General features: G+C 37.2%; 25 protein-coding genes. 2 read left to right on the top strand and 23 right to left on the bottom strand.

Going from position 1 to position 17,600, the window contains the following annotated elements:
• Window positions 1-52 precede the first annotated feature (52 nt).
• The 6 genes from minE to HRT55_RS15735 all read right to left on the bottom strand — a co-directional run bounded on the left by minE (window position 53) and on the right by HRT55_RS15735 (window position 3,294).
• Window positions 53-331, bottom strand: a complete 279-nt coding sequence (minE, locus tag HRT55_RS15760) for a cell division topological specificity factor MinE (RefSeq protein WP_291622808.1) — start codon at window positions 329-331, stop codon at window positions 53-55.
• 1 nt (window position 332) lies between these two features.
• Window positions 333-1,142 carry a septum site-determining protein MinD gene (minD, locus tag HRT55_RS15755; RefSeq protein WP_291622807.1) on the bottom strand — a complete coding sequence of 270 codons (810 nt, stop codon included), beginning with the start codon at window positions 1,140-1,142 and terminating at the stop codon, window positions 333-335.
• A 28-nt stretch (window positions 1,143-1,170) separates the two neighbouring features.
• Window positions 1,171-1,890, bottom strand: a complete 720-nt coding sequence (gene minC, locus HRT55_RS15750; protein ID WP_291622806.1) for a septum site-determining protein MinC — start codon at window positions 1,888-1,890, stop codon at window positions 1,171-1,173.
• Window positions 1,891-2,020: 130 nt separating this feature from the next.
• On the bottom strand, window positions 2,021-2,302 hold the full coding sequence (locus tag HRT55_RS15745) for a cell division protein ZapA (RefSeq protein WP_291622805.1): 282 nt from the start codon (window positions 2,300-2,302) through the stop codon (window positions 2,021-2,023).
• Window positions 2,303-2,314: 12 nt separating this feature from the next.
• On the bottom strand, window positions 2,315-2,533 hold the full coding sequence (locus HRT55_RS15740; protein ID WP_291614295.1) for a DUF904 domain-containing protein: 219 nt from the start codon (window positions 2,531-2,533) through the stop codon (window positions 2,315-2,317).
• A 428-nt stretch (window positions 2,534-2,961) separates the two neighbouring features.
• A complete protein-coding gene (locus HRT55_RS15735) occupies window positions 2,962-3,294 on the bottom strand; it encodes a PBPRA1643 family SWIM/SEC-C metal-binding motif protein (protein WP_291622804.1) in 333 nt (110 codons plus the stop codon).
• 281 nt (window positions 3,295-3,575) lie between these two features.
• On the opposite strand from HRT55_RS15735, the gene HRT55_RS15730 reads away from it, so the two are divergent.
• Complete coding sequence (locus HRT55_RS15730; RefSeq protein ID WP_291614299.1) at window positions 3,576-3,977, top strand: YkgJ family cysteine cluster protein; 402 nt, start codon at window positions 3,576-3,578, stop codon at window positions 3,975-3,977.
• A 94-nt stretch (window positions 3,978-4,071) separates the two neighbouring features.
• Here HRT55_RS15730 and HRT55_RS15725 read toward each other — a convergent pair whose 3' ends face one another.
• The 8 genes from HRT55_RS15725 to HRT55_RS15690 all read right to left on the bottom strand — a co-directional run bounded on the left by HRT55_RS15725 (window position 4,072) and on the right by HRT55_RS15690 (window position 9,910).
• Window positions 4,072-4,353, bottom strand: coding sequence for a hypothetical protein (locus tag HRT55_RS15725; protein ID WP_291622803.1), 282 nt, complete (start codon window positions 4,351-4,353; stop codon window positions 4,072-4,074).
• A gap of 507 nt (window positions 4,354-4,860) precedes the next feature.
• Window positions 4,861-5,406 carry a histidine phosphatase family protein gene (locus HRT55_RS15720; protein WP_291622802.1) on the bottom strand — a complete coding sequence of 182 codons (546 nt, stop codon included), beginning with the start codon at window positions 5,404-5,406 and terminating at the stop codon, window positions 4,861-4,863.
• 39 nt (window positions 5,407-5,445) lie between these two features.
• Window positions 5,446-5,844, bottom strand: coding sequence for a hypothetical protein (locus HRT55_RS15715; protein WP_291622801.1), 399 nt, complete (start codon window positions 5,842-5,844; stop codon window positions 5,446-5,448).
• A gap of 171 nt (window positions 5,845-6,015) precedes the next feature.
• The gene (gene bluB, locus HRT55_RS15710) at window positions 6,016-6,666 is read right to left on the bottom strand and encodes a 5,6-dimethylbenzimidazole synthase (RefSeq protein WP_291622800.1); all 651 of its coding nucleotides are present in this window, start codon (window positions 6,664-6,666) and stop codon (window positions 6,016-6,018) included.
• 121 nt (window positions 6,667-6,787) lie between these two features.
• Entirely contained in the window at window positions 6,788-7,327 is a 540-nt protein-coding gene (locus tag HRT55_RS15705) for an isochorismatase family protein (protein WP_291622799.1), read from the bottom strand.
• 10 nt (window positions 7,328-7,337) lie between these two features.
• Window positions 7,338-7,739, bottom strand: coding sequence for a DUF4267 domain-containing protein (locus tag HRT55_RS15700; protein ID WP_291622798.1), 402 nt, complete (start codon window positions 7,737-7,739; stop codon window positions 7,338-7,340).
• A 303-nt stretch (window positions 7,740-8,042) separates the two neighbouring features.
• Window positions 8,043-8,744 (bottom strand): DUF3313 domain-containing protein, encoded by a 702-nt coding sequence (locus tag HRT55_RS15695; protein WP_291622797.1) that lies wholly within the window; start codon window positions 8,742-8,744, stop codon window positions 8,043-8,045.
• Window positions 8,745-8,830: 86 nt separating this feature from the next.
• Window positions 8,831-9,910 (bottom strand): AraC family transcriptional regulator, encoded by a 1,080-nt coding sequence (locus HRT55_RS15690; protein WP_291622796.1) that lies wholly within the window; start codon window positions 9,908-9,910, stop codon window positions 8,831-8,833.
• 128 nt (window positions 9,911-10,038) lie between these two features.
• Between HRT55_RS15690 and HRT55_RS15685 the strand changes: the two genes are divergently transcribed.
• Window positions 10,039-12,390, top strand: a complete 2,352-nt coding sequence (locus tag HRT55_RS15685) for a TonB-dependent receptor (RefSeq protein WP_291622795.1) — start codon at window positions 10,039-10,041, stop codon at window positions 12,388-12,390.
• Window positions 12,391-12,580: 190 nt separating this feature from the next.
• On the opposite strand, the gene HRT55_RS15680 is transcribed toward HRT55_RS15685, so the two are convergent.
• The 9 genes from HRT55_RS15680 to HRT55_RS15640 form a co-directional block, all read right to left on the bottom strand.
• Complete coding sequence (locus tag HRT55_RS15680; protein ID WP_291622793.1) at window positions 12,581-12,997, bottom strand: VOC family protein; 417 nt, start codon at window positions 12,995-12,997, stop codon at window positions 12,581-12,583.
• Between the two features lie 103 nt (window positions 12,998-13,100).
• Entirely contained in the window at window positions 13,101-13,451 is a 351-nt protein-coding gene (locus HRT55_RS15675) for a DUF4144 family protein (protein WP_291622791.1), read from the bottom strand.
• Window positions 13,452-13,540: 89 nt separating this feature from the next.
• Window positions 13,541-13,855: a DUF6693 family protein gene (locus tag HRT55_RS15670; protein WP_291610413.1), complete on the bottom strand. Its 315-nt coding sequence runs from the start codon at window positions 13,853-13,855 to the stop codon at window positions 13,541-13,543.
• Between the two features lie 49 nt (window positions 13,856-13,904).
• Window positions 13,905-14,321 carry a hypothetical protein gene (locus HRT55_RS15665; protein ID WP_291622789.1) on the bottom strand — a complete coding sequence of 139 codons (417 nt, stop codon included), beginning with the start codon at window positions 14,319-14,321 and terminating at the stop codon, window positions 13,905-13,907.
• A 225-nt stretch (window positions 14,322-14,546) separates the two neighbouring features.
• On the bottom strand, window positions 14,547-15,245 hold the full coding sequence (locus HRT55_RS15660) for a hypothetical protein (RefSeq protein ID WP_291622787.1): 699 nt from the start codon (window positions 15,243-15,245) through the stop codon (window positions 14,547-14,549).
• Window positions 15,246-15,650: 405 nt separating this feature from the next.
• Complete coding sequence (locus HRT55_RS15655; RefSeq protein ID WP_291622784.1) at window positions 15,651-16,160, bottom strand: hypothetical protein; 510 nt, start codon at window positions 16,158-16,160, stop codon at window positions 15,651-15,653.
• Between the two features lie 106 nt (window positions 16,161-16,266).
• A complete protein-coding gene (locus HRT55_RS15650; protein ID WP_291610405.1) occupies window positions 16,267-16,599 on the bottom strand; it encodes a YggL family protein in 333 nt (110 codons plus the stop codon).
• Window positions 16,600-16,699: 100 nt separating this feature from the next.
• Window positions 16,700-17,059: a VOC family protein gene (locus tag HRT55_RS15645; RefSeq protein ID WP_291622783.1), complete on the bottom strand. Its 360-nt coding sequence runs from the start codon at window positions 17,057-17,059 to the stop codon at window positions 16,700-16,702.
• A gap of 48 nt (window positions 17,060-17,107) precedes the next feature.
• On the bottom strand, window positions 17,108-17,600 hold a 493-nt coding region (locus tag HRT55_RS15640), incomplete at its 5' end, for an IS3 family transposase (RefSeq protein WP_291622781.1).

Below are 17,600 nucleotides of genomic sequence, written 5' to 3'. Positions count from 1 at the left end.
GTCAGAGCTTACTGAAAATTGGTGTTTCTCTACTTTTATATCTTAATCGAGCTTAGCTGTTGCTCTGCTCATCATGCAATTCAATATTTAACTCTAATACGTTTAAATCACCATCTTTATTATCAAGTTTTATCGAAAAACTTTCATCCGATACTTGAATGTATTTACGCAATACCACCAGAATATCTTCGGTTAGTTGCGGTAAATAATCTGGCTGCTTATTGCGACTATTACGTTCATGAGCCACGATAATTTGCAGACGTTCTTTCGCCCTAGAAGCCGTGGTGACCTGCTTTTCTTTTTTGCGTAAAAAGTAATCCAGTAATGCCATGTTACCCTCCAAACATACGACTAAATATGCCCTTTTTCTCGGCAACTAAGAACCTAAAATCAATGGTTTCACCTAAAAGGCGATCAATCACATCTTGGTAGGCTTGACCGGCATCACTTTCGGTATCTAAAATAACTGGTTCGCCAGCATTTGATGCCTTAAGCACAGCTTGCGACTCAGGAATAACACCTAATAGCGGTATGGAAAGAATATCTTCAACATCTTCGACACTCAGCATTTCACCTTCAGCGACACGTTTAGGTGAATAACGGGTCAATAGTAAATGCTCTTTTATTGGCTCTAAGCCAAGTTCTGCTCTACGTGAGCGACTTGCTAACATGCCGATAATACGGTCAGAATCACGTACTGAGGATACTTCGGGGTTGGTGGTGATAATAGCTTCATCAGCATAATAAAGAGCCATCATAGCGCCAGCTTCAATACCCGCTGGTGAATCACAAATGATAAAGTCATAGATCTTGCCGAGGTCTTCGAGCACCTTGCCGACATTTTCTTTATTTAACGCATCTTTATCGCGTGTTTGTGAGGCAGGTAAAATAGATAAGCTACTAACGCGTTTATCTTTAATTAATGCCTGATTCAGAGTAGCTTCACCATTAATCACATTGACAAAATCGTATACCACACGGCGTTCACAGCCCATAATAAGGTCAAGATTTCTCAGGCCAATATCAAAATCAATTAAGACTACTTTATGTCCCTTTAACGCTAAACCAAGACCAATTGCAGCGCTTGAGGTCGTTTTACCAACACCGCCCTTTCCTGATGTAACCACTATTATTCGTGCCATAGACCGAATATCCTTTATAAGTTAAAAATTAAATGAGTTTTGATGAGGTAAGTTCGTTATCAGTCAACTGAATATATACCGGCGAGGCCCAATGCTCTTCCATTGACTCACTAAGCCAATAATTACCATTAATAGAGACCAATTCAGCCTCAAGTTTTTGACAATATATTTGTGCTTTATGATGGCCGGTTGCACCGGCAATGGCTCGACCACGTAATGAGCCATAGACATGAATATTGCCATCGGCAATAACTTCAGCGCCCGCAGACACTGAACCAATCACCACTAGGTTTTGATCTTTAGCATAAACTTGCTGACCAGAGCGAATTTGACCTCGGTGTATCTTATCTGTATATAAATCACGTTGCGGTGTAGCAACAACTTCTTTAGATTTTGCTGCTACCGCCCCTTCAACAAGCACTGCTTTTTTAGCGCTATTAGCTTTCGCCATATTGATAAATGAAAAACCACATTCACGAATAAGCTGACGTTGCTCCTTAGAGATAGCGCCAGTAAAGCCGACAAAGGTAAAATTGAATTCTTCAATTAATGTTTTTATTCCCTGATAATCAATGTCGTCATTGAGCTTATCAATACTCACGACTATAGGTACAAGGTAAAAAAAGTCCGGTGCTTGTGCTACTTTTTTGGCTAAATCAGCACGAACATCCGCTAATATTGCAGTTTTTAAATGTAAAACTGACAGGGTAAAGCTTGACCCTTTAAATTCAATGCTGGCAGCAGCCATAAAGTATGGTTTCCTAAATAAGACAACTCTTGGTACTTAGAAATAATGCATATAGAGATCAGTATTTCCGCTCTCTTAACTCTCAAGTAGCCAGAGCAACGAAAGCAGTAATACTTAAAAGTGACTCTAGTTATAACGCGTTTTTTAACGTTGAAATTAAAGCATCTTGTCCAAGTTGATAACTTTCTATTTTATTATTCGCCATTAATAGTGAATGACTTAAATTAATGGCTGCAACCAATAAAGCGCGTTCGCTGTTAGCGTTACCCGCTTGCTTCTTGATATCTTTACACATAGCAGCAAGGTTACTAGCAGCTTGATTTAAATCCTCTGTTTGTTCAGCTGAGCAAGTGAACTGATGTTGCTTGCCCATAATTTCAATGCTGATGCTTTTAGAGTCTTCCTTAATCATTAATCAACCTCTTTATGCGCTTTGCAATTTACCTAACAAGTTTGATAAAACATCGTTGGTTTGCTTTTGCTTTTCTTCACCGTCAAGTGCTTCAAGTTGCAAGGTTTCATTTTCATCAGTAAGCAAAGTATTTGTCTGCTCAAGTTCAGCTATTTGGGTTTTTAGCTGGATATTTTTTGCAATGATGTCTTCAATCAGTTGTTCGAGTTGAGGGAGAGTATTTTCTAACATAAGGCGCTCTTGATAACTGTAGTTAATATAAGGCAGCAAATTTAATCTAAAGTGAGGCAGAATGCTACCTTTAAGCACGATTATCGGCTTAATTTATGTAACAAATTTGAACATTAACGGGGATTAGTTAATTACGTTCAAAAAACGTACCTTTATGATAAAAATTATACAGTTAAACTTTGCTTAAAGTGAATGGTTTTCAACGAGGGATTTTATTGATATTACCACTTTGCCAGCAGTGACTACCGTAAAAGAGATATAACTAAAGAGAAGCGTATACATTTGACATGACAAAATACAGAGAGATTGCACTTAAGACAGGCATTTATTTAAGCAACTGCTACGGACAAATTTCGCAGTAAAATGAGCTGCAGCGGCTTAAATAAACTGATTGATTGACTGAAAAACAGTCGATCAATGAAGTGTTGTTAGCCACAACACTTTTTGTATTTTTTGCCACTGCCACATAAACAAGGATCATTACGGTTCGGGGTTTTGTCGAATCGAGTAGTAGTCGGCTTGTTTAGTGTCGAGTTAAGTTCATTGATATTTTCTTCAACAGCGCTATGCACGCTAATATCAGCAAACAGTCCATTTTCGGCAACTAACGCTGCTACTTCTAGTTTTCTTTCCTCACTGTTAACCACTAGCGTTAATGGTTTTTTTTCACTACCAAGCTTAACAGCACGTTTAGTGTTATAACCTGTGGTTACATGGTTATGTCTAGTGTGAATGCGTCCTTTGTAATAAAGATCGTGCATGATGGTCTCCGCTAATTTAAATACTTGGTTTTAGCGCGGCAGTATAACGTAAAGTGGTAAATAGTCGACTGTTGAATTGACTGTCTGGCTTTTATTTTGTTTTTTAATAAAATATGGCATGTTTTTAATACGTAATGTCTAATGTCTAGTGGTGGAGGAAGGCAAATTCCCCCTGTAAACGGTTAGCTATAGAAGATCAAGCCATCATCGTTTTAACTTTAACTACTAAAATTAGCAACAATGATACAATAACAGTGTCTATATCTACTCACTAGTGAACTATGAAAGATTGTAATCAATGCGGGAAATGTTGTATCAAATATGGCGGTGGCGATCTTGCTGCCACTCAAGAAGAAATAGACCTATGGGAAATATTTAACCCCGACATCTTCGAATTCGTTAAAAACAACGAGATATGGTTCGACCCTAAATCCGGCTTAAGACTACAAAGCTGTCCTTTTCTCGATATTGCTCCGAAAAAAAAACCAACTGATGCCAACTTATATACCTGCAGTATCTACTTAGATAGACCTGAGGATTGCCGTCATTACCCAAGTCTGATTGCTGAAATGATTCGAGACGAATGTGAAATGATTGAAGTCATAGACCTAGAAAACCACAAGAAAGCGCAAATTAAGTTAGATGTATTGATGCAAGATAGTCGACCGCCAAGTGGCTCTTAGTGAATAGACTATACCTACTCAGGCTGAAGCCAAAAACTCAGCTAAGGGTAGCTGTTATTCTAAGTAACAGCAGCTTAGCTTGTCGCTAGTATTATTAGATAATTGCTACACCAGCCACTTCTACTACAGTTTTGGCGTCAGCTCGTTCAATAACTTTTAATAATGTGGTTTGAATAGTCTCATCTTTTCGTGCATCAGCCTTACTAGTAAACTTCTGCTCTTGCACTGTAGCACCTTCTTCAGCGGTGTAACCAACAACGACTTCGGTCGCACAATTAGCAGAGGCACCAAAATAAGCCAGTGATATTTGTGGATAACCTTGAAAGCCCTTTTTAACTCTTTTTGCTATACGTTTTGTTGATTTATCTAAATTCATAATAGGTATCCAGAAGAAGTTTAACGAATGATATGAACTTCACACTCGGCATATATTGGCCATAGTGAAGTTGATAATAAGCTGCAAATAAAGTGACTTTACATGCCCTTAATTAAAACTGTTTTAGTATTCACGCAATTGTTGCTTATGACAAGTAAAATTAGCTTAAATGTTTAGTGAAACAGGCTGTTAGCTGTCTGTTATTCATTCTTATACTAATTACTTACTTATGCCTTAACTAAGTTTAATTAAAACATAGGTAAGCATTAACGATGCATTAGTGATTGCTTAACTAAAACTTAGTTATGGTTTAATTTATGCATCTCATTTAATACTAGGTTTGCTAATCCCTAAGGGGCTTACCATTAGGAGGCTGATATGCGTAATCAATTCACTTTATCAATTAAAACAGTGGTCATGACTTTAGCTCTTTTAAGTATTTCAATAATAGCGAATGGCAGCTTTTATTATTTTATATTACTTTAATGTCGATGAAATATGAGTTTGTTAGCTTTCGAGGCTGGTAATCCCCCAATAAGCATTATTTTTTTCATTTAACAGCCAACCTTTATTGATTAGCGATTTTCTAATATAACGGTTCATAAAGCCATGACCGAACAATACAATCTTGTCTTGGCTTTGGGCAATTTCAATTAATTTGTCGGCAGCAATCTCGGCTCTTTCCTTCGCTTCTTTAAAAGATTCAAATGGCCCTTTATAGCCAAGCATCCAAAGAAATCTTGAGAGGTAAACCCAATGCCAAGCTTTCAATTGTAATGGCAATTTATATCTAGGTATTGCCATTTCACGATAAATTTTATCAATCTGCTCAGGTGATTTGCTAAGGTAAATATTTGCTGAGTGTATAGCTCTATTCAAATCACTTGATACGACATAATAAGATTGATAGCTATCATTGATATTATCAGGGCGGCTATGCTGAGCAACATCGGAAGAGTTATACCGCCTGATCCATTTAATATACTCAAAAGCACCAAATTTCGGGTTATCTGCAGATGTTGGTTTTCCATGCCGAATTAAGATTATCTTCATTGAATACCTACCTGATTCCCGTTAAGGGGTTTTGTATCTTTAATTACTTGAATATATGCTCAATATGGGGAATTTGTATTCTCCAAACGAAACAGTGATGGACTGTGTTTCTTTGCCTTTGAAGTTTAATTTATACTGTAGCGGGCTTTTTCGGCTACCGTCAGCAAAGAGCGCCATTAAATGATCTTGCTCTAAATCGCGGTTGCCCGAGGATAAATTTGTTAGGGTTATAACGCTCCAGCGTTCACCCATTTCATTGCTCATTAGCACATAGTTAACTATTTCAAAGTCACCCGATTTCGGTTTAATATTATTATCATTAGGAAAAGACAAATTAATATTATTTGCTACTGAGCGGTCGACGTTTAATACTTCCGTATCTTCGGCTTGAATAGCTGACGAAAATACCATTAACGCTAAAACTATATATTTTTTCACTCTAACTTCTCCTGAAATAAAGCGCCCAGTTTAACGGACAAAAATTGTTAATTCACCTGTTAAGAAACGAAAACGGCCAATTTAGCTGACTCAGTATTACTTTAGATAAAGTATTAAATGTGCATACTAGCAAAGGATAACTGTCCGACATATAACCCGCTTGTTCCTGTATTACGCCTTATTTGACCATTTTTCTTTATGGATAAGTCGATTTATATCTTCTCTAGGCAACCAACCAAACTCTTCCAACTCAGGCTTTTCATTAAATTTTGAAACATAACCTAAACATAAATAGCCGATTATTTCTATGTTACTAGGTATATTCAAGGTGTCTCGTAATACATCATCATGGATGATACTGACCCAGCCTAAACCAATATTTTCAGCTCTTGCCGCTAACCACATATTTTGAATGGCACACACTGTACTGTAAAGGTCCATTTCATGCTTGATAGTACGGCCTATAACGACCGGACCATTTCTTTCTCTATCACAAGTAACACATATACCTAAGGGTGCTTCGAGAATACCTTCTAACTTGAAGCTTTTATATTCTTCCCTTTTATCTTCAGAAAATTGCTGAGCTGATTCAATACTGGCTGACTCATAACCTCTTTTAAGCGCCTTTTTAGTGTTTTCTTCAGTAACCAAGACAAAATCCCAAGGCTGCATAAAGCCAACACTTGGCGCATGATGGCCAGCTTGAAGAATTCGTGCCAATACATCATCCGGTATTGGTGTAGGTAAAAAGTCTTTTCGTACATCTCTACGTGAAAAAATCACTTTATAGAGCGCATCTCTTTCTGCATTATTAATATTCATATTCGCCTCAAAATTATTGGCGTCATTGTAATATTAATGATGTAGTTATTACCAACCTTTTGATAAGCCCATAATACGACTCAAGCAATGTTCCCCCCGCAAGGTAGCAAGTAGAGCAATACTATTTAATTAAACCCAAGATTTCTTTAAACTCTGTCGCTCGACAATCTTTAACTAACTCGAATAAACACATTTCCAAGCTTGTAGTATCGATGCCATGATTGAGTAGTTTATTGATGGCGAGGGTTTTATTATCGAGGGAGCGTGACGAAATGCAATCGCCAACCAACTGAACATCGTAGCCTAATTCTTTTAGATTCAGTGCGCTCTGGTATACACAAATATGCGCTTCGATGCCACAAACAAGCCAGCTATCAACATTTTCTGCCTGCACAGCTCCAATAAACTTAGGCTCTAGACAAGCATCAAAGGTAAATTTAGCGATAGGTTGGTAGTTAGCAAGTATCGCCGCCAAGTTCTCAACAGTAGGGCCAAGTTTTTCTGGATTTTGTTCAAGCCATATTATCGGCAAGCTAAGTGCTTGAACACCTTTAATCAATTTTTCACAATTGGCAATCAACACATCACTATCATGGACTAAGCGAGCCAGCTTTCCTTGTATATCTATAACAATAAGACCGGTATTTTGTTTATCTAACATAAGCGCTCTCCTAAGTCTTTTTAGCAACTACTTTTTTTAAAACCAAAAATATCACTAATAAATATACGCCTGTAGCAACATGCTTCAAGACAACTTTAATAGGCGCTTGCGCCTCAAAGGCAAGAAAACCATCGGTAATTGGCATCACCAAACCAAACAGAGCACTCCACATTAGAATTAAATAATTGCGCGTATATAAAAGGTAACCGAGAATTAACGTGATGAATAACGTACGAGAGCCATATATTTTCACCCAGTCAGCATCCATATTTGAAAAGAGCTCTGTTCCTCTTAAACTAGCAAAGATTGTCGGATCAAAATAAGCAAAAAGGCCATAAACCCCCTGTAACAACACCATAAGTAAAACTAAGATAAAGCCTGTTTTTTCTACACCAGTCATTTTATTGAGCATAAACTATCCATTTGGTCATAATAAAGGGCATAAATAGGCCTATTAAATAATGAGATACAAAAACAGTATTTTGTTCGTAATGTAACTTTCAGTTATATTGATTTTCAATATAACTGAAAGTCATCGTATGGGTTTGTTTTTAAAGATTCAAGCAGATTGCTTAAGTTTTACACCGGTTTATTAAAGACTTAACCGTAGAAAAGATGGTATTCGTTGAGACTCGCACGTTTTTCCCTGCCCTTGATTGCTAACAATAGACAGTAATTAATACGGTTATTATTCTTTTAGTCTTGCTAGTTAACTCTACAAACGCTCTATCAAGCTAGTTCTATTTTTGTCATTAAACTGCTTAAGTTTCTCAAAAACACCCTTAGCATCTTTAATCCAAATGTCTAAAAGAGGTTTGATATGGTCAAACGTCACTACTTCATTAAAACCTGATATTTCTCCCGCTTTACCTTGTTTAACGCTACCACCAATAAAATCACCGTCCATGCTGTCGGTTGCTTTAAATTCCATATAAATATCAACATTCTCATATCTATATCCTGCAGCCGCTTTACCTAGCGCGATCAACGAGCCAACAGGAATAAGCTCTCTAATCTTAACGTCGCCCGGACTGATTTTGATAGCGGAAATTCGAGGGGTCAATCTCAAGGCGCCTGCTTGGGGTTTTTCAACAACTTCTAAAGATAAGGCAGCCACTTCAGCAAGATTTTCGTTGATATAGGCTTTTGTCTTGGCAAATAATTCTGCAGATATCTGCTCAGAATGAACTTCAGCGGGGTAAAACTCAACCGGGTCGATAATAATTTTACTGTAAAATCCAGACAGCACTCGGTCACTGGCGTAACGAAATGACTTTAGACCATCATCAGTTTCAATTCTTTCAAACTTTGAATAGTCTCCGATAAATCCAATATACAAGGGCTCAAGCTTTTCATGATTGGTAAATGAACAAGCACTCAACAGAATACACAATGTAATTAATAGTCTTATTTTCATATGGTTAACCAAACTTTTAAACATAAATTTAGTATAGTAGCTATCAAATAAAGTATTGTTAACACTGCCTTAATAAATAGATTTATTTACATGCCTGAACTTGTATTAACTTGCCTGAGGTTTGAAGGCGTTCTCCCGGTCCATTTCTTAAAGGCAGCTCTAAAATTTGAGACATCATTAAAACCAATAGCACAGCCAATATCTTCAATGGTTAATTGTGTCTCAGTGATTAATTTTTTAGCCGCGCTACAACGTAATTCTTTCACTATGCCGGTAAAACTGGTGCCCTGCTCCGATAGTTTTCTACGCAGCGTTCTTGGCGTTAGATATAATTCACTCGCTAGATTTTCAGCACACAGTTCCTTGTGCATATTCTCGGCTATCCATTGATTTATGGTGATTAGAAAGTCATTTTTTAACGCCACTGACTTTAATACCAGATCACATTGGCTAAGTAATAGCGGCATAGCAAAAGGATTACTACTTGGTGTATCCAATGACCATTTGTCATTATTAAAAACAAATTCACTATGGCGATTACCGTAACTTATTGGACAGCGAAAAAAGTCTTCATAGTCTTGATGATGTTTAGGTTTGTCAAAACTAAACCTTAAAGCATCAAACGAAAAGTTGTCATTATTTAAACAATCCCTCACCAAAGACAACACAATTACACACTGTAGCTCTATATTGAATTCTTCTAGATCACTGGCAAACAACAGATCTTCAAATCGAAAACACGATTGCCCTGACTTTTCATCATCGTGCAGCGACATATCGACGGTTTTAGTGACCAAATTATGATAACGAATAGCAAACTCTAACGTTGAACGTATGCCCTTACAGCATAATAACGTGCAACCATATAAACCGTAATCCTGAGGTTTTATCGAGGCACCCAATAATAAACTAATACTGGGTAATTGCAGTGCTAAAACATTGCGATAAAAGGTGATTATTTGTTCTTTATGGATTTTGTATTCACGGTCTTTTAAGCCATGCGGTTCAATACCTGTGTCTTTATACAAACTTGATACATCAATACCGTCTTTAGCTAAGGTGGTCGAAATAAAGTTAAGTTTATGTGCAAATACTTGACCAGAAAAGTTAGCAGGTAAACTGTCTTTTAAAAACATATCGTTATTCAACTTGTTGCTAGTTGTCACCAGTTAACCATCAAATAGACCGTTTTACACCCCAAATTGACCGCATTTAACCTTATTTTCACTATAACTCCTCTTTATATTATTAATAGAAACAGTAAATAATAATTATAATAAAAAAGTGAGATAACATGAAAAACATGGCATTAAAAAGCATATTCACCCTGAGTGCATGTGCTTTAGCAATTAACGCTGCGAGCGCACAAGAGCAAGTTGTATTAGAAGTTATTGAAGTAACAGCACAAAAAAGATCGGAAAATGCACAAGATACACCAATATCAATGAACGTACTTAGTGCCGATGAAATAAAAGAAAAAAGCATCGAAAAAATTGATGACTTACAATATTCCGTACCCAATTTACATATGACAGAAACAGGTATCAGTACACAAATGTTCATCCGTGGTATTGGCACGGGTAATAACCAAGGCTTTGAACAATCTGTAGGTCAGTATATCGATGGTATTCATTATGGCCGACAACAACTACTGCGCATGCCCTTTCTCGATTTAGAAAGGATTGAAGTGTTAAAAGGCCCGCAATCAATCATGTTTGGTAAAAACTCTGTTGCCGGTGCCCTTAATTTATCTTCTGCTAAACCAACACAAGACACCGAGATTCACCTTGGCTTGCAGTATCAACCGACCATTGGTGCTACAGAAGTCACCGGCATGATATCTGGAGCATTAACGGAAACCTTGTCAGCAAGGCTAGCCGTTAGAGACTATTCAGAAGATGGCTATATTGAAAATACCTATAAAGACCGAAATGAGACAATTCGTGACGAAAGCGCCGTACGTTTAAGTTTATTGTGGGAGCCAAGCGACACCATGAACTTCCTTTTTAAAGTCGAGCGAGATGACTTTGATGGTACCGGAAGACAGATAGAAGTAATTCAAGATGAACCAGCGCTTGCCGGGTATCCTATTCCTGGTGCAACATTCAGCGAAATATTAGCTATTTTAGGTCACCCTGAGGCAATAACTGAAAGTGAGTTGAATTATCAGCGCCAAGCCGACGCAGAAGAAAGTAATAGCAACAGCTTAAATAATGCCACCTTAACTGCTAACTTCGCATTAGGTGATTACACCCTCACCTCGGTTTCTGGCTTCGTTTCATACGATTTTGTTGAAAGCTGTGATTGTGACTATACCGCGGCGCCTATCTTCTCAGTATTTATTGATGAAGAGTATCAGCAGTTCAGTCAAGAAATTAGATTAGTTTCGCCGGTTGGAGAAAAATTTGATTGGCTAGGTGGGCTATTTTATCAAACCAGTGAACTCGCCTTTGATGACAATATCATCATACCGACCAACAGTGTTTTAGGTTTAGTATCGGGTGGTGCTCTCGCGCCTATGACCGGACAAGCTGCGGGTCGAAACTACCAGTTAGATACCGATATGTGGTCTGCCTTTTTTCAAGGTCGTTATCATTTCACTGAAGACTTAACCCTTACTTTGGGCGCACGCTTTACCAGCGAAGAGAAAACATCTTCTCGAGTAATGAATATTACCGATATTAGCACCGGCGATATTACCCAAGATCCCATGGCGCCGGCTTTATTTGATGCAGTGTTTGGTATTCAAAGTGAACAAAGCCCTTTATCACCGCAAGGCCATAACTTAACAGGTACACGTGATGAAAACTCTTTTACTCCGCTCATTAATATAAGCTATAAAATTGATGATAAAATTATGGCTTACGCTTCTGCCACCACTGGCTTTAAAGCGGGTGGTTTTGACGCCAGAGCCAATAACGTTAATTCATGGGAGTTTGAAGAAGAAGAAGCAACGGCTTACGAACTGGGGTTAAAGTCATTAATACTCGATGATACTTTAGAAATCAACCTAGCTTTTTACCGCACCGAATATGACAACTTACAAGTCAGTCAATTTGACGGCGTGCTTGGTTTTAATGTTGGTAATGCCAAAGAAACCGTGGTGCAAGGTGTTGAAATTGACGGTCGCTGGATATTGCTCGATGGTTTATCTATGCAATATGGTATCGCTTATTTAGACCATGAATATATCGACTTCACTAATGGTAACTGTCATAGCCGACAAGTGCCTGACGGCGATATGGGTGCAGATGGTAACCAACTTTGTGATTACACCGGCAAGTCTGGACAATTTACCCCGAAAATTACCGCCAGCATTGGCTTTGACTATTTCACTGATATTTCATTCTTAGGCTTCGAATATTTCAGAACCACACTCGGTCTGTACCACTCAGCAAAACAGAATGTTGATGTAAACTTAAATCCACTTTATGAAGTTGACAGTTACAACAAGGTAGATATGCGTATTGCCCTGGAGAGTGAAAAGTGGAACATTGCGCTGTTTGGTAAAAACATGACCAATGCAGAAGTATTGACCTATGTCGGTAATAACCCTTTGTCGGGTAGTACCTTTGGCACTGATACTTTTTATGGCTTTGTTGACCGTCCAGCGGTATATGGCATACAACTAGATTATAACTTTTAGTTGTTGTAGTTGTATTTGTTGATGCTATTAACTGCTGGTAATCGCGGCAGATAGTTACTGATCGGCTGCTTAGCTTTTTGTACAGAAAGCTTTTACAGCTACAGCATGATCAAGCAGCATAACCTGACCTTACGTGGACCCTCATTATGATGATGAGGATCCTCTATAAATTTTACGTTTTAGGTTATAGCTATCTCAATGCCATTGGATGATTGCTGTTTAATTGCAGTAAATCCCATAAATTACCGTAAAGATCTTCAAATACTGCCACAGTGCCGTAGTCTTGCTCTTTCGGCTCTCTGATAAATTTAATACCATCAGCTATCATACGATTATAATCACGCCAAAAATCGTCGGTATTTAAGAAAAGGAATACCCGGCCGCCAGCTTGATTGCCAACAAAGTCATTTTGCTCAGGCTTAGATGCACGCGCTAATAATAGAGTGACACCATTAGAGCCTGGTGGTGAAACTACAACCCAACGTTTATCTTGTTCTGCTTGGTAGGTGTCTTCAATAAGCTCAAACTTGAGTTTATTGACATAAAAATCAATAGCCTCATCATATTCTTTAACGACTATAGCTATGTGCACTATCGATTGTTTCAATTTTAAGTCCCTTTTTTTTAAGCTGAATTAATTCAGCGTTATAACGCCTCTTAACAGGCGGTAAAATGTTGGCTAAAGTGTGAGCTATAAAACGCAGTAAAAGTCAGCAACACTGAGACTTAATAGCAGCTGATACCGTTATAAAATAAATTTTAGTCAGGCAAAGTTCCGCCTTGGTAAACTCGCTAGCACGAACCAAATCAGTTACCTCACCTACAGCTAATATCCTTTTAGATTTAATTAACGCGAGTTCCTCTGATATTAAATAGCTAAAACCAGCAGAGTCTATGACGTAATCATCATCACTAAAAATTAATTCATCACACTGCGAGATGAGCTCCTGCTCAGAGGCTAAATATATAAGCTCATCATCACCTTCCAGTTTTAAAATACATGGCCAAGATATAATAATAACTACTCCAACAAACATAATATTAAATAAAAAAGCGCCCAATAATTGGCTGGTAATCGTTGCTAAAATGTTGAGGTACGAGCGCAAGGCAACTGTAATTATCCAGTTTGAGTACCAGGTAAGCTAAGATGTTAGCCAATAGAGGTATTGTTTAATGAATAATTCCATACTTTATAAAAGTAGAAAGCATAGCCTAGACCAAAGGTTATTATTGAAATAATAATCCAGAGTATTACATGGCCAATATTTCCAAACATATCTGTATTACAGCTCATTCGTCTAGAGACACCTTGATCGTCAATTAAGACTGACCGATTAATTATAAATTTAGAAAATGAGTACGCGAAAAAAAATGCTCCAATGCCAAAAGTAATTAAAATGATAATAAACCAAAATATTAAATGACCTAAAATATCTAATGTACCTACATCTGCTTGAATTCTCATTTATGCTCCTTGCATAGTGTTGTTGTTTTACTGATTTATTTCTCTTGGCTTATTTGTCTTGGTTTATTTGCATGTCCGGTGAACATTGCTCAACAACGGCCAACCCTAAGTCTATATGAGCAACTAGATAGCCATATTCTCTTTTAGATAATTGACCATCTTGGTATTCATTTTTGGCAAGTTCATGATCCCAGAACTTACCACAAGGAGCAGCAGGAATAGAAGTATCAATTTTTAACAAATACTTTTGCTCATTTCCTAACTTGTGCCCTTTTCTTACCACACTTTTTGCGCAAAGACTTAAGGCATACTCAACGGCAAACTTATCTACGCTTGGTAAGCCGACAAACTCTACATCACAAGCTAAAACAAGATGGCCTGAGTCGTCTGTGTAGTACAACTTTCCAGCTGTACATGCAGATAACAAACAAACGGTTGCAAGAGAGGCTAAAAATTGAAGATTCAAAGACTATTCCTTGTTCAGCAAACTAGCCATACACGGCTAAGTAACCTTGGTTAAATTAGGATGAATTTTAAGTAGTTTTATCAAAGATATTAGCACTTTATCAGGCACAGAATAATCAGACTGTTTAATACTATACGTGAACTATAACCATTCTGAATTTAGAAAATGATTATTCAAAAGGTATTGAAAACTCGACCATACCTCTACCACTAGCAGGTAGTATATTTAATGCATGTCACTGAAGACCTGTTTAATAGATGTCATGTAATAAGTGGCTATGAGCATAATGCGCTGTAGGTCGTCATTAGTTAATTGAGCCTGACTTCGACATAATTCACTCACTTCTTGAATGACAAAGGAGTAGTTAGCCTTATCTACTTCTTGTTGCTTACGTTCAATTTCTATTAGTGCCAAAAAAGCAGTAAGTTCATGATTAGCTAAAGGTGTTAAGTTTTTATTCGTAAATAAATAAGCTTCAATAGGGGTTAAATTTTGTTGATTACGTTGGCATAGACCATCGCGCAATGCTTCATTACTTCCAAATAACATCATAGATCGTACATAGTTAAATGGCGGATGGATGCTACTGACTGATTGATTGTTGGTAAATAAATAATGTAAAACATTACACTTCTGGTGATCTATTTTACTGAAGTTCCCTTCTATTTGTAATGCGGGGGTGAAAAAACTTAAGGTATTGTTAGTTTTTATTTTTGGGATAAGCCCAATGGAAAAGCCTTTATTTTCTATAAAACTAGTTGCTAGCTGTTGATAAAAATCGAATGATTTTATTTGTCCTTGTTGAAACATAAAACCTAACTGAACGATGTTCTCAGATCCATTTGAATCTAAGTAATGTTGAAGCAAAGCTTTAAGGTCATTTTTAGTCAATAAATTGATCAGTGTCTGTAAATGTTTCTGCATTGTTTAGTCTAGTTATATGTTTGTCATTATTGAGCTATAAAAGTATTTCAAATGAATTATTAATGCACCAAGCCACTTTACAAAAAACTATCTCTTTTACCTGTTATTGGTAAATAAAACTAAGGTAAACATTGTTGCTATTACCCTACATTTTTGGTTGCAATGAAGGGACAACTAATGCCACCAAGTAGTTTTTAACGATGACCTGTTTTTAGTTGGTCATGATTACGAGCTAAGACTCACTTTTACCACAAAGAATACATTAGCACTAACGGGCTAAAACTGATTTCGGATTAGTTTTTATATCGATAACGCCCCATTAAGAGGCTAAATTTAGTTGCCTAAAATGTTGAGGAACGAAACAGCAAACTATTTTTTGTCCTGCTTTAATGGTTTGTTAAGTTACTAATACTCCAAACAATAAACACCTGATTCACTAGCCCATTGTTTGATTTTCGGTATGATTTTATCATCTTGAATGTAAAATATATTCGTATAATCCCAGCTTTCAAAATATACAGCAGAAAATTCGGGTAAAACTAACCTGCAAAATTTATCTGAGGAGTCATTATCACCAGCAGGATGTAAATAGTTATCCATAGATTCTTGACAGCTGAACTTTCTAAAAGACGGGCAACAACGATCCCATTTACCTTTAAACTTAAAATTCAAGATTTCAGTATTTTTAGACATAATCTTTGCAAAATCATGCAATAACCTGTTTCGGCGCAACTGCTCATTTTTATCAGGGCGATCATTTTGAAACTCTTCAAGAGTTAACCAGTGGTCAAAAACAGTTATTTCCACTTTCTTATAGTGAGGAGTCTCATCTAAACAATAAATTTTGAATAGATCAGGAAATTTAGCATTTAGCTCTATTTGCTTGTTTTTACTTAAATTTATAAAATTACGCACATATTTCCCTAGTAACTTAACGCCCTGTTAAGGGGCGAAATCTAGTTGGCTAAAATGTTGAGGAACGAAAACAGCCAAATGTATTTTGTCCGGCTTGAACAGCTCGTTATATACCGTAGTTTGCATCAACCAGTTTACCTACCGTGATATTATTTATGGCTTCCTGTTTATCAAGCCAAGCTGTAATAGAGTCACGATCGTCTTCAGTTGCAGAAGTATAACGATGATCTGAACAGATAAAAGCACTAAATAATTTAGTGTCTCCGCCACCTCCCATAGAAAGTTCACGGCTTTCAACAAAATCTACCAACTGGCTTAATAATGAATCAAACTCATCTGATTTTTTTGCATTTAATGTACATGAGAACTCAAAACCTAAAATAGCAAATTCATCTAAATATAGTTTTTTCCGTAATCTACGACTCTTGATACTGTGCATGATTTTCCTTAGGTATATAACACCCGCTTAAACGGGTAAAAATTGTGGTGACCTTTTTGCGTGTCTTTGCAAAAAATGTGACATAGTTTTGAAGCGCTTGTTAGGTGCAAAGCTCGAATAGCTCATGAACAATACCTGATGGATCTTTAAAGGCTGAATAACGCCCCCACCGGTTTTGGTTTGGTGTTTCATGAACAAAAATTACACCTTGCGATTTTAGTTGATTAATTTTGCTATCTAAATCATCAACCGTGAACAATAACGTAGAATTAGCATTATAACCATGTGAATATTGAATTGAATCCATTGTCCCTTGAAACATAATTACTTCATGGTCGCCAGCTTTTAGCTTTATGCAATCAGAATGCTCTTCAACTAAATCTAGGCCTAAAGATTTTGTATAAAACTGAAGTGATTCTTGAAGGTTGTTAACAACTAATAAAGTTGATGGGTTTTTCATGCGTGACTTCCTTTTGCACTGGTGTTACCCATAAAAAGTAGACACTGGTTATGCGCCAATGCGCTCATATTCAGCCGGACTGACATAGCCCAACGCTGAATGCCTACGTAATCGGTTATAAAAAACCTCAATATATTCAAATATACCCGATCTAGCTTCATCAATCGAGCGGTATTGTTCAGCGTAAATTAGCTCTACTTTCAAGCGACTATAGAAAGATTCCATCACCGCATTATCCCAACAGTTACCACGTCGACTCATGCTCACCACACCACCCTTACTGCGTATTAAGTCTTGATATTTAATTGCGCGATACTGAACTCCACGGTCTGAGTGAATGAGCAAGCCAGGCGCTATATTCCGACGGTTAAACGCCATGTTGAGCGCATCAGTGTTTAATTGCTCAGTCATCGTTAAATCTAACGACCAGCCAATAATGCTACGAGAGAACAAGTCCATGACCGTGGCCAAATACAGCCATTTGTCTTTCACCCAAATATACGTGATGTCCGTTACCCACTTTTGGTTAGGATTATCCACA

The organism is Colwellia sp., from assembly GCF_013214175.1.
Taxonomy (GTDB): domain Bacteria; phylum Pseudomonadota; class Gammaproteobacteria; order Enterobacterales; family Alteromonadaceae; genus Colwellia.
This window is presented reverse-complemented; position numbering and strand designations above follow the sequence as displayed.

Excerpts from the sequence above, each read along its gene's own strand:
- HRT55_RS15650 (WP_291610405.1), bottom strand. The coding sequence starts at position 16,599 with ATGCACAGTATCAAGAGTCGTAGATTACGGAAAAAACTATATTTAGAT.
- minD (WP_291622807.1), bottom strand. The coding sequence starts at position 1,142 with ATGGCACGAATAATAGTGGTTACATCAGGAAAGGGCGGTGTTGGTAAA.
- HRT55_RS15740 (WP_291614295.1), bottom strand. The coding sequence starts at position 2,533 with ATGTTAGAAAATACTCTCCCTCAACTCGAACAACTGATTGAAGACATC.
- HRT55_RS15720 (WP_291622802.1), bottom strand. The coding sequence starts at position 5,406 with ATGAAGATAATCTTAATTCGGCATGGAAAACCAACATCTGCAGATAAC.
- HRT55_RS15745 (WP_291622805.1), bottom strand. The coding sequence starts at position 2,302 with ATGATTAAGGAAGACTCTAAAAGCATCAGCATTGAAATTATGGGCAAG.
- HRT55_RS15730 (WP_291614299.1), top strand. The coding sequence starts at position 3,576 with ATGAAAGATTGTAATCAATGCGGGAAATGTTGTATCAAATATGGCGGT.
- bluB (WP_291622800.1), bottom strand. The coding sequence starts at position 6,666 with ATGAATATTAATAATGCAGAAAGAGATGCGCTCTATAAAGTGATTTTT.
- HRT55_RS15670 (WP_291610413.1), bottom strand. The coding sequence starts at position 13,855 with ATGAGAATTCAAGCAGATGTAGGTACATTAGATATTTTAGGTCATTTA.
- HRT55_RS15660 (WP_291622787.1), bottom strand. The coding sequence starts at position 15,245 with ATGCAGAAACATTTACAGACACTGATCAATTTATTGACTAAAAATGAC.
- HRT55_RS15725 (WP_291622803.1), bottom strand. The coding sequence starts at position 4,353 with ATGAATTTAGATAAATCAACAAAACGTATAGCAAAAAGAGTTAAAAAG.
- HRT55_RS15645 (WP_291622783.1), bottom strand. The coding sequence starts at position 17,059 with ATGAAAAACCCATCAACTTTATTAGTTGTTAACAACCTTCAAGAATCA.
- HRT55_RS15695 (WP_291622797.1), bottom strand. The coding sequence starts at position 8,744 with ATGAAAATAAGACTATTAATTACATTGTGTATTCTGTTGAGTGCTTGT.
- minC (WP_291622806.1), bottom strand. The coding sequence starts at position 1,890 with ATGGCTGCTGCCAGCATTGAATTTAAAGGGTCAAGCTTTACCCTGTCA.
- HRT55_RS15705 (WP_291622799.1), bottom strand. The coding sequence starts at position 7,327 with ATGTTAGATAAACAAAATACCGGTCTTATTGTTATAGATATACAAGGA.
- HRT55_RS15735 (WP_291622804.1), bottom strand. The coding sequence starts at position 3,294 with ATGCACGATCTTTATTACAAAGGACGCATTCACACTAGACATAACCAT.
- HRT55_RS15700 (WP_291622798.1), bottom strand. The coding sequence starts at position 7,739 with ATGCTCAATAAAATGACTGGTGTAGAAAAAACAGGCTTTATCTTAGTT.
- minE (WP_291622808.1), bottom strand. The coding sequence starts at position 331 with ATGGCATTACTGGATTACTTTTTACGCAAAAAAGAAAAGCAGGTCACC.
- HRT55_RS15685 (WP_291622795.1), top strand. The coding sequence starts at position 10,039 with ATGAAAAACATGGCATTAAAAAGCATATTCACCCTGAGTGCATGTGCT.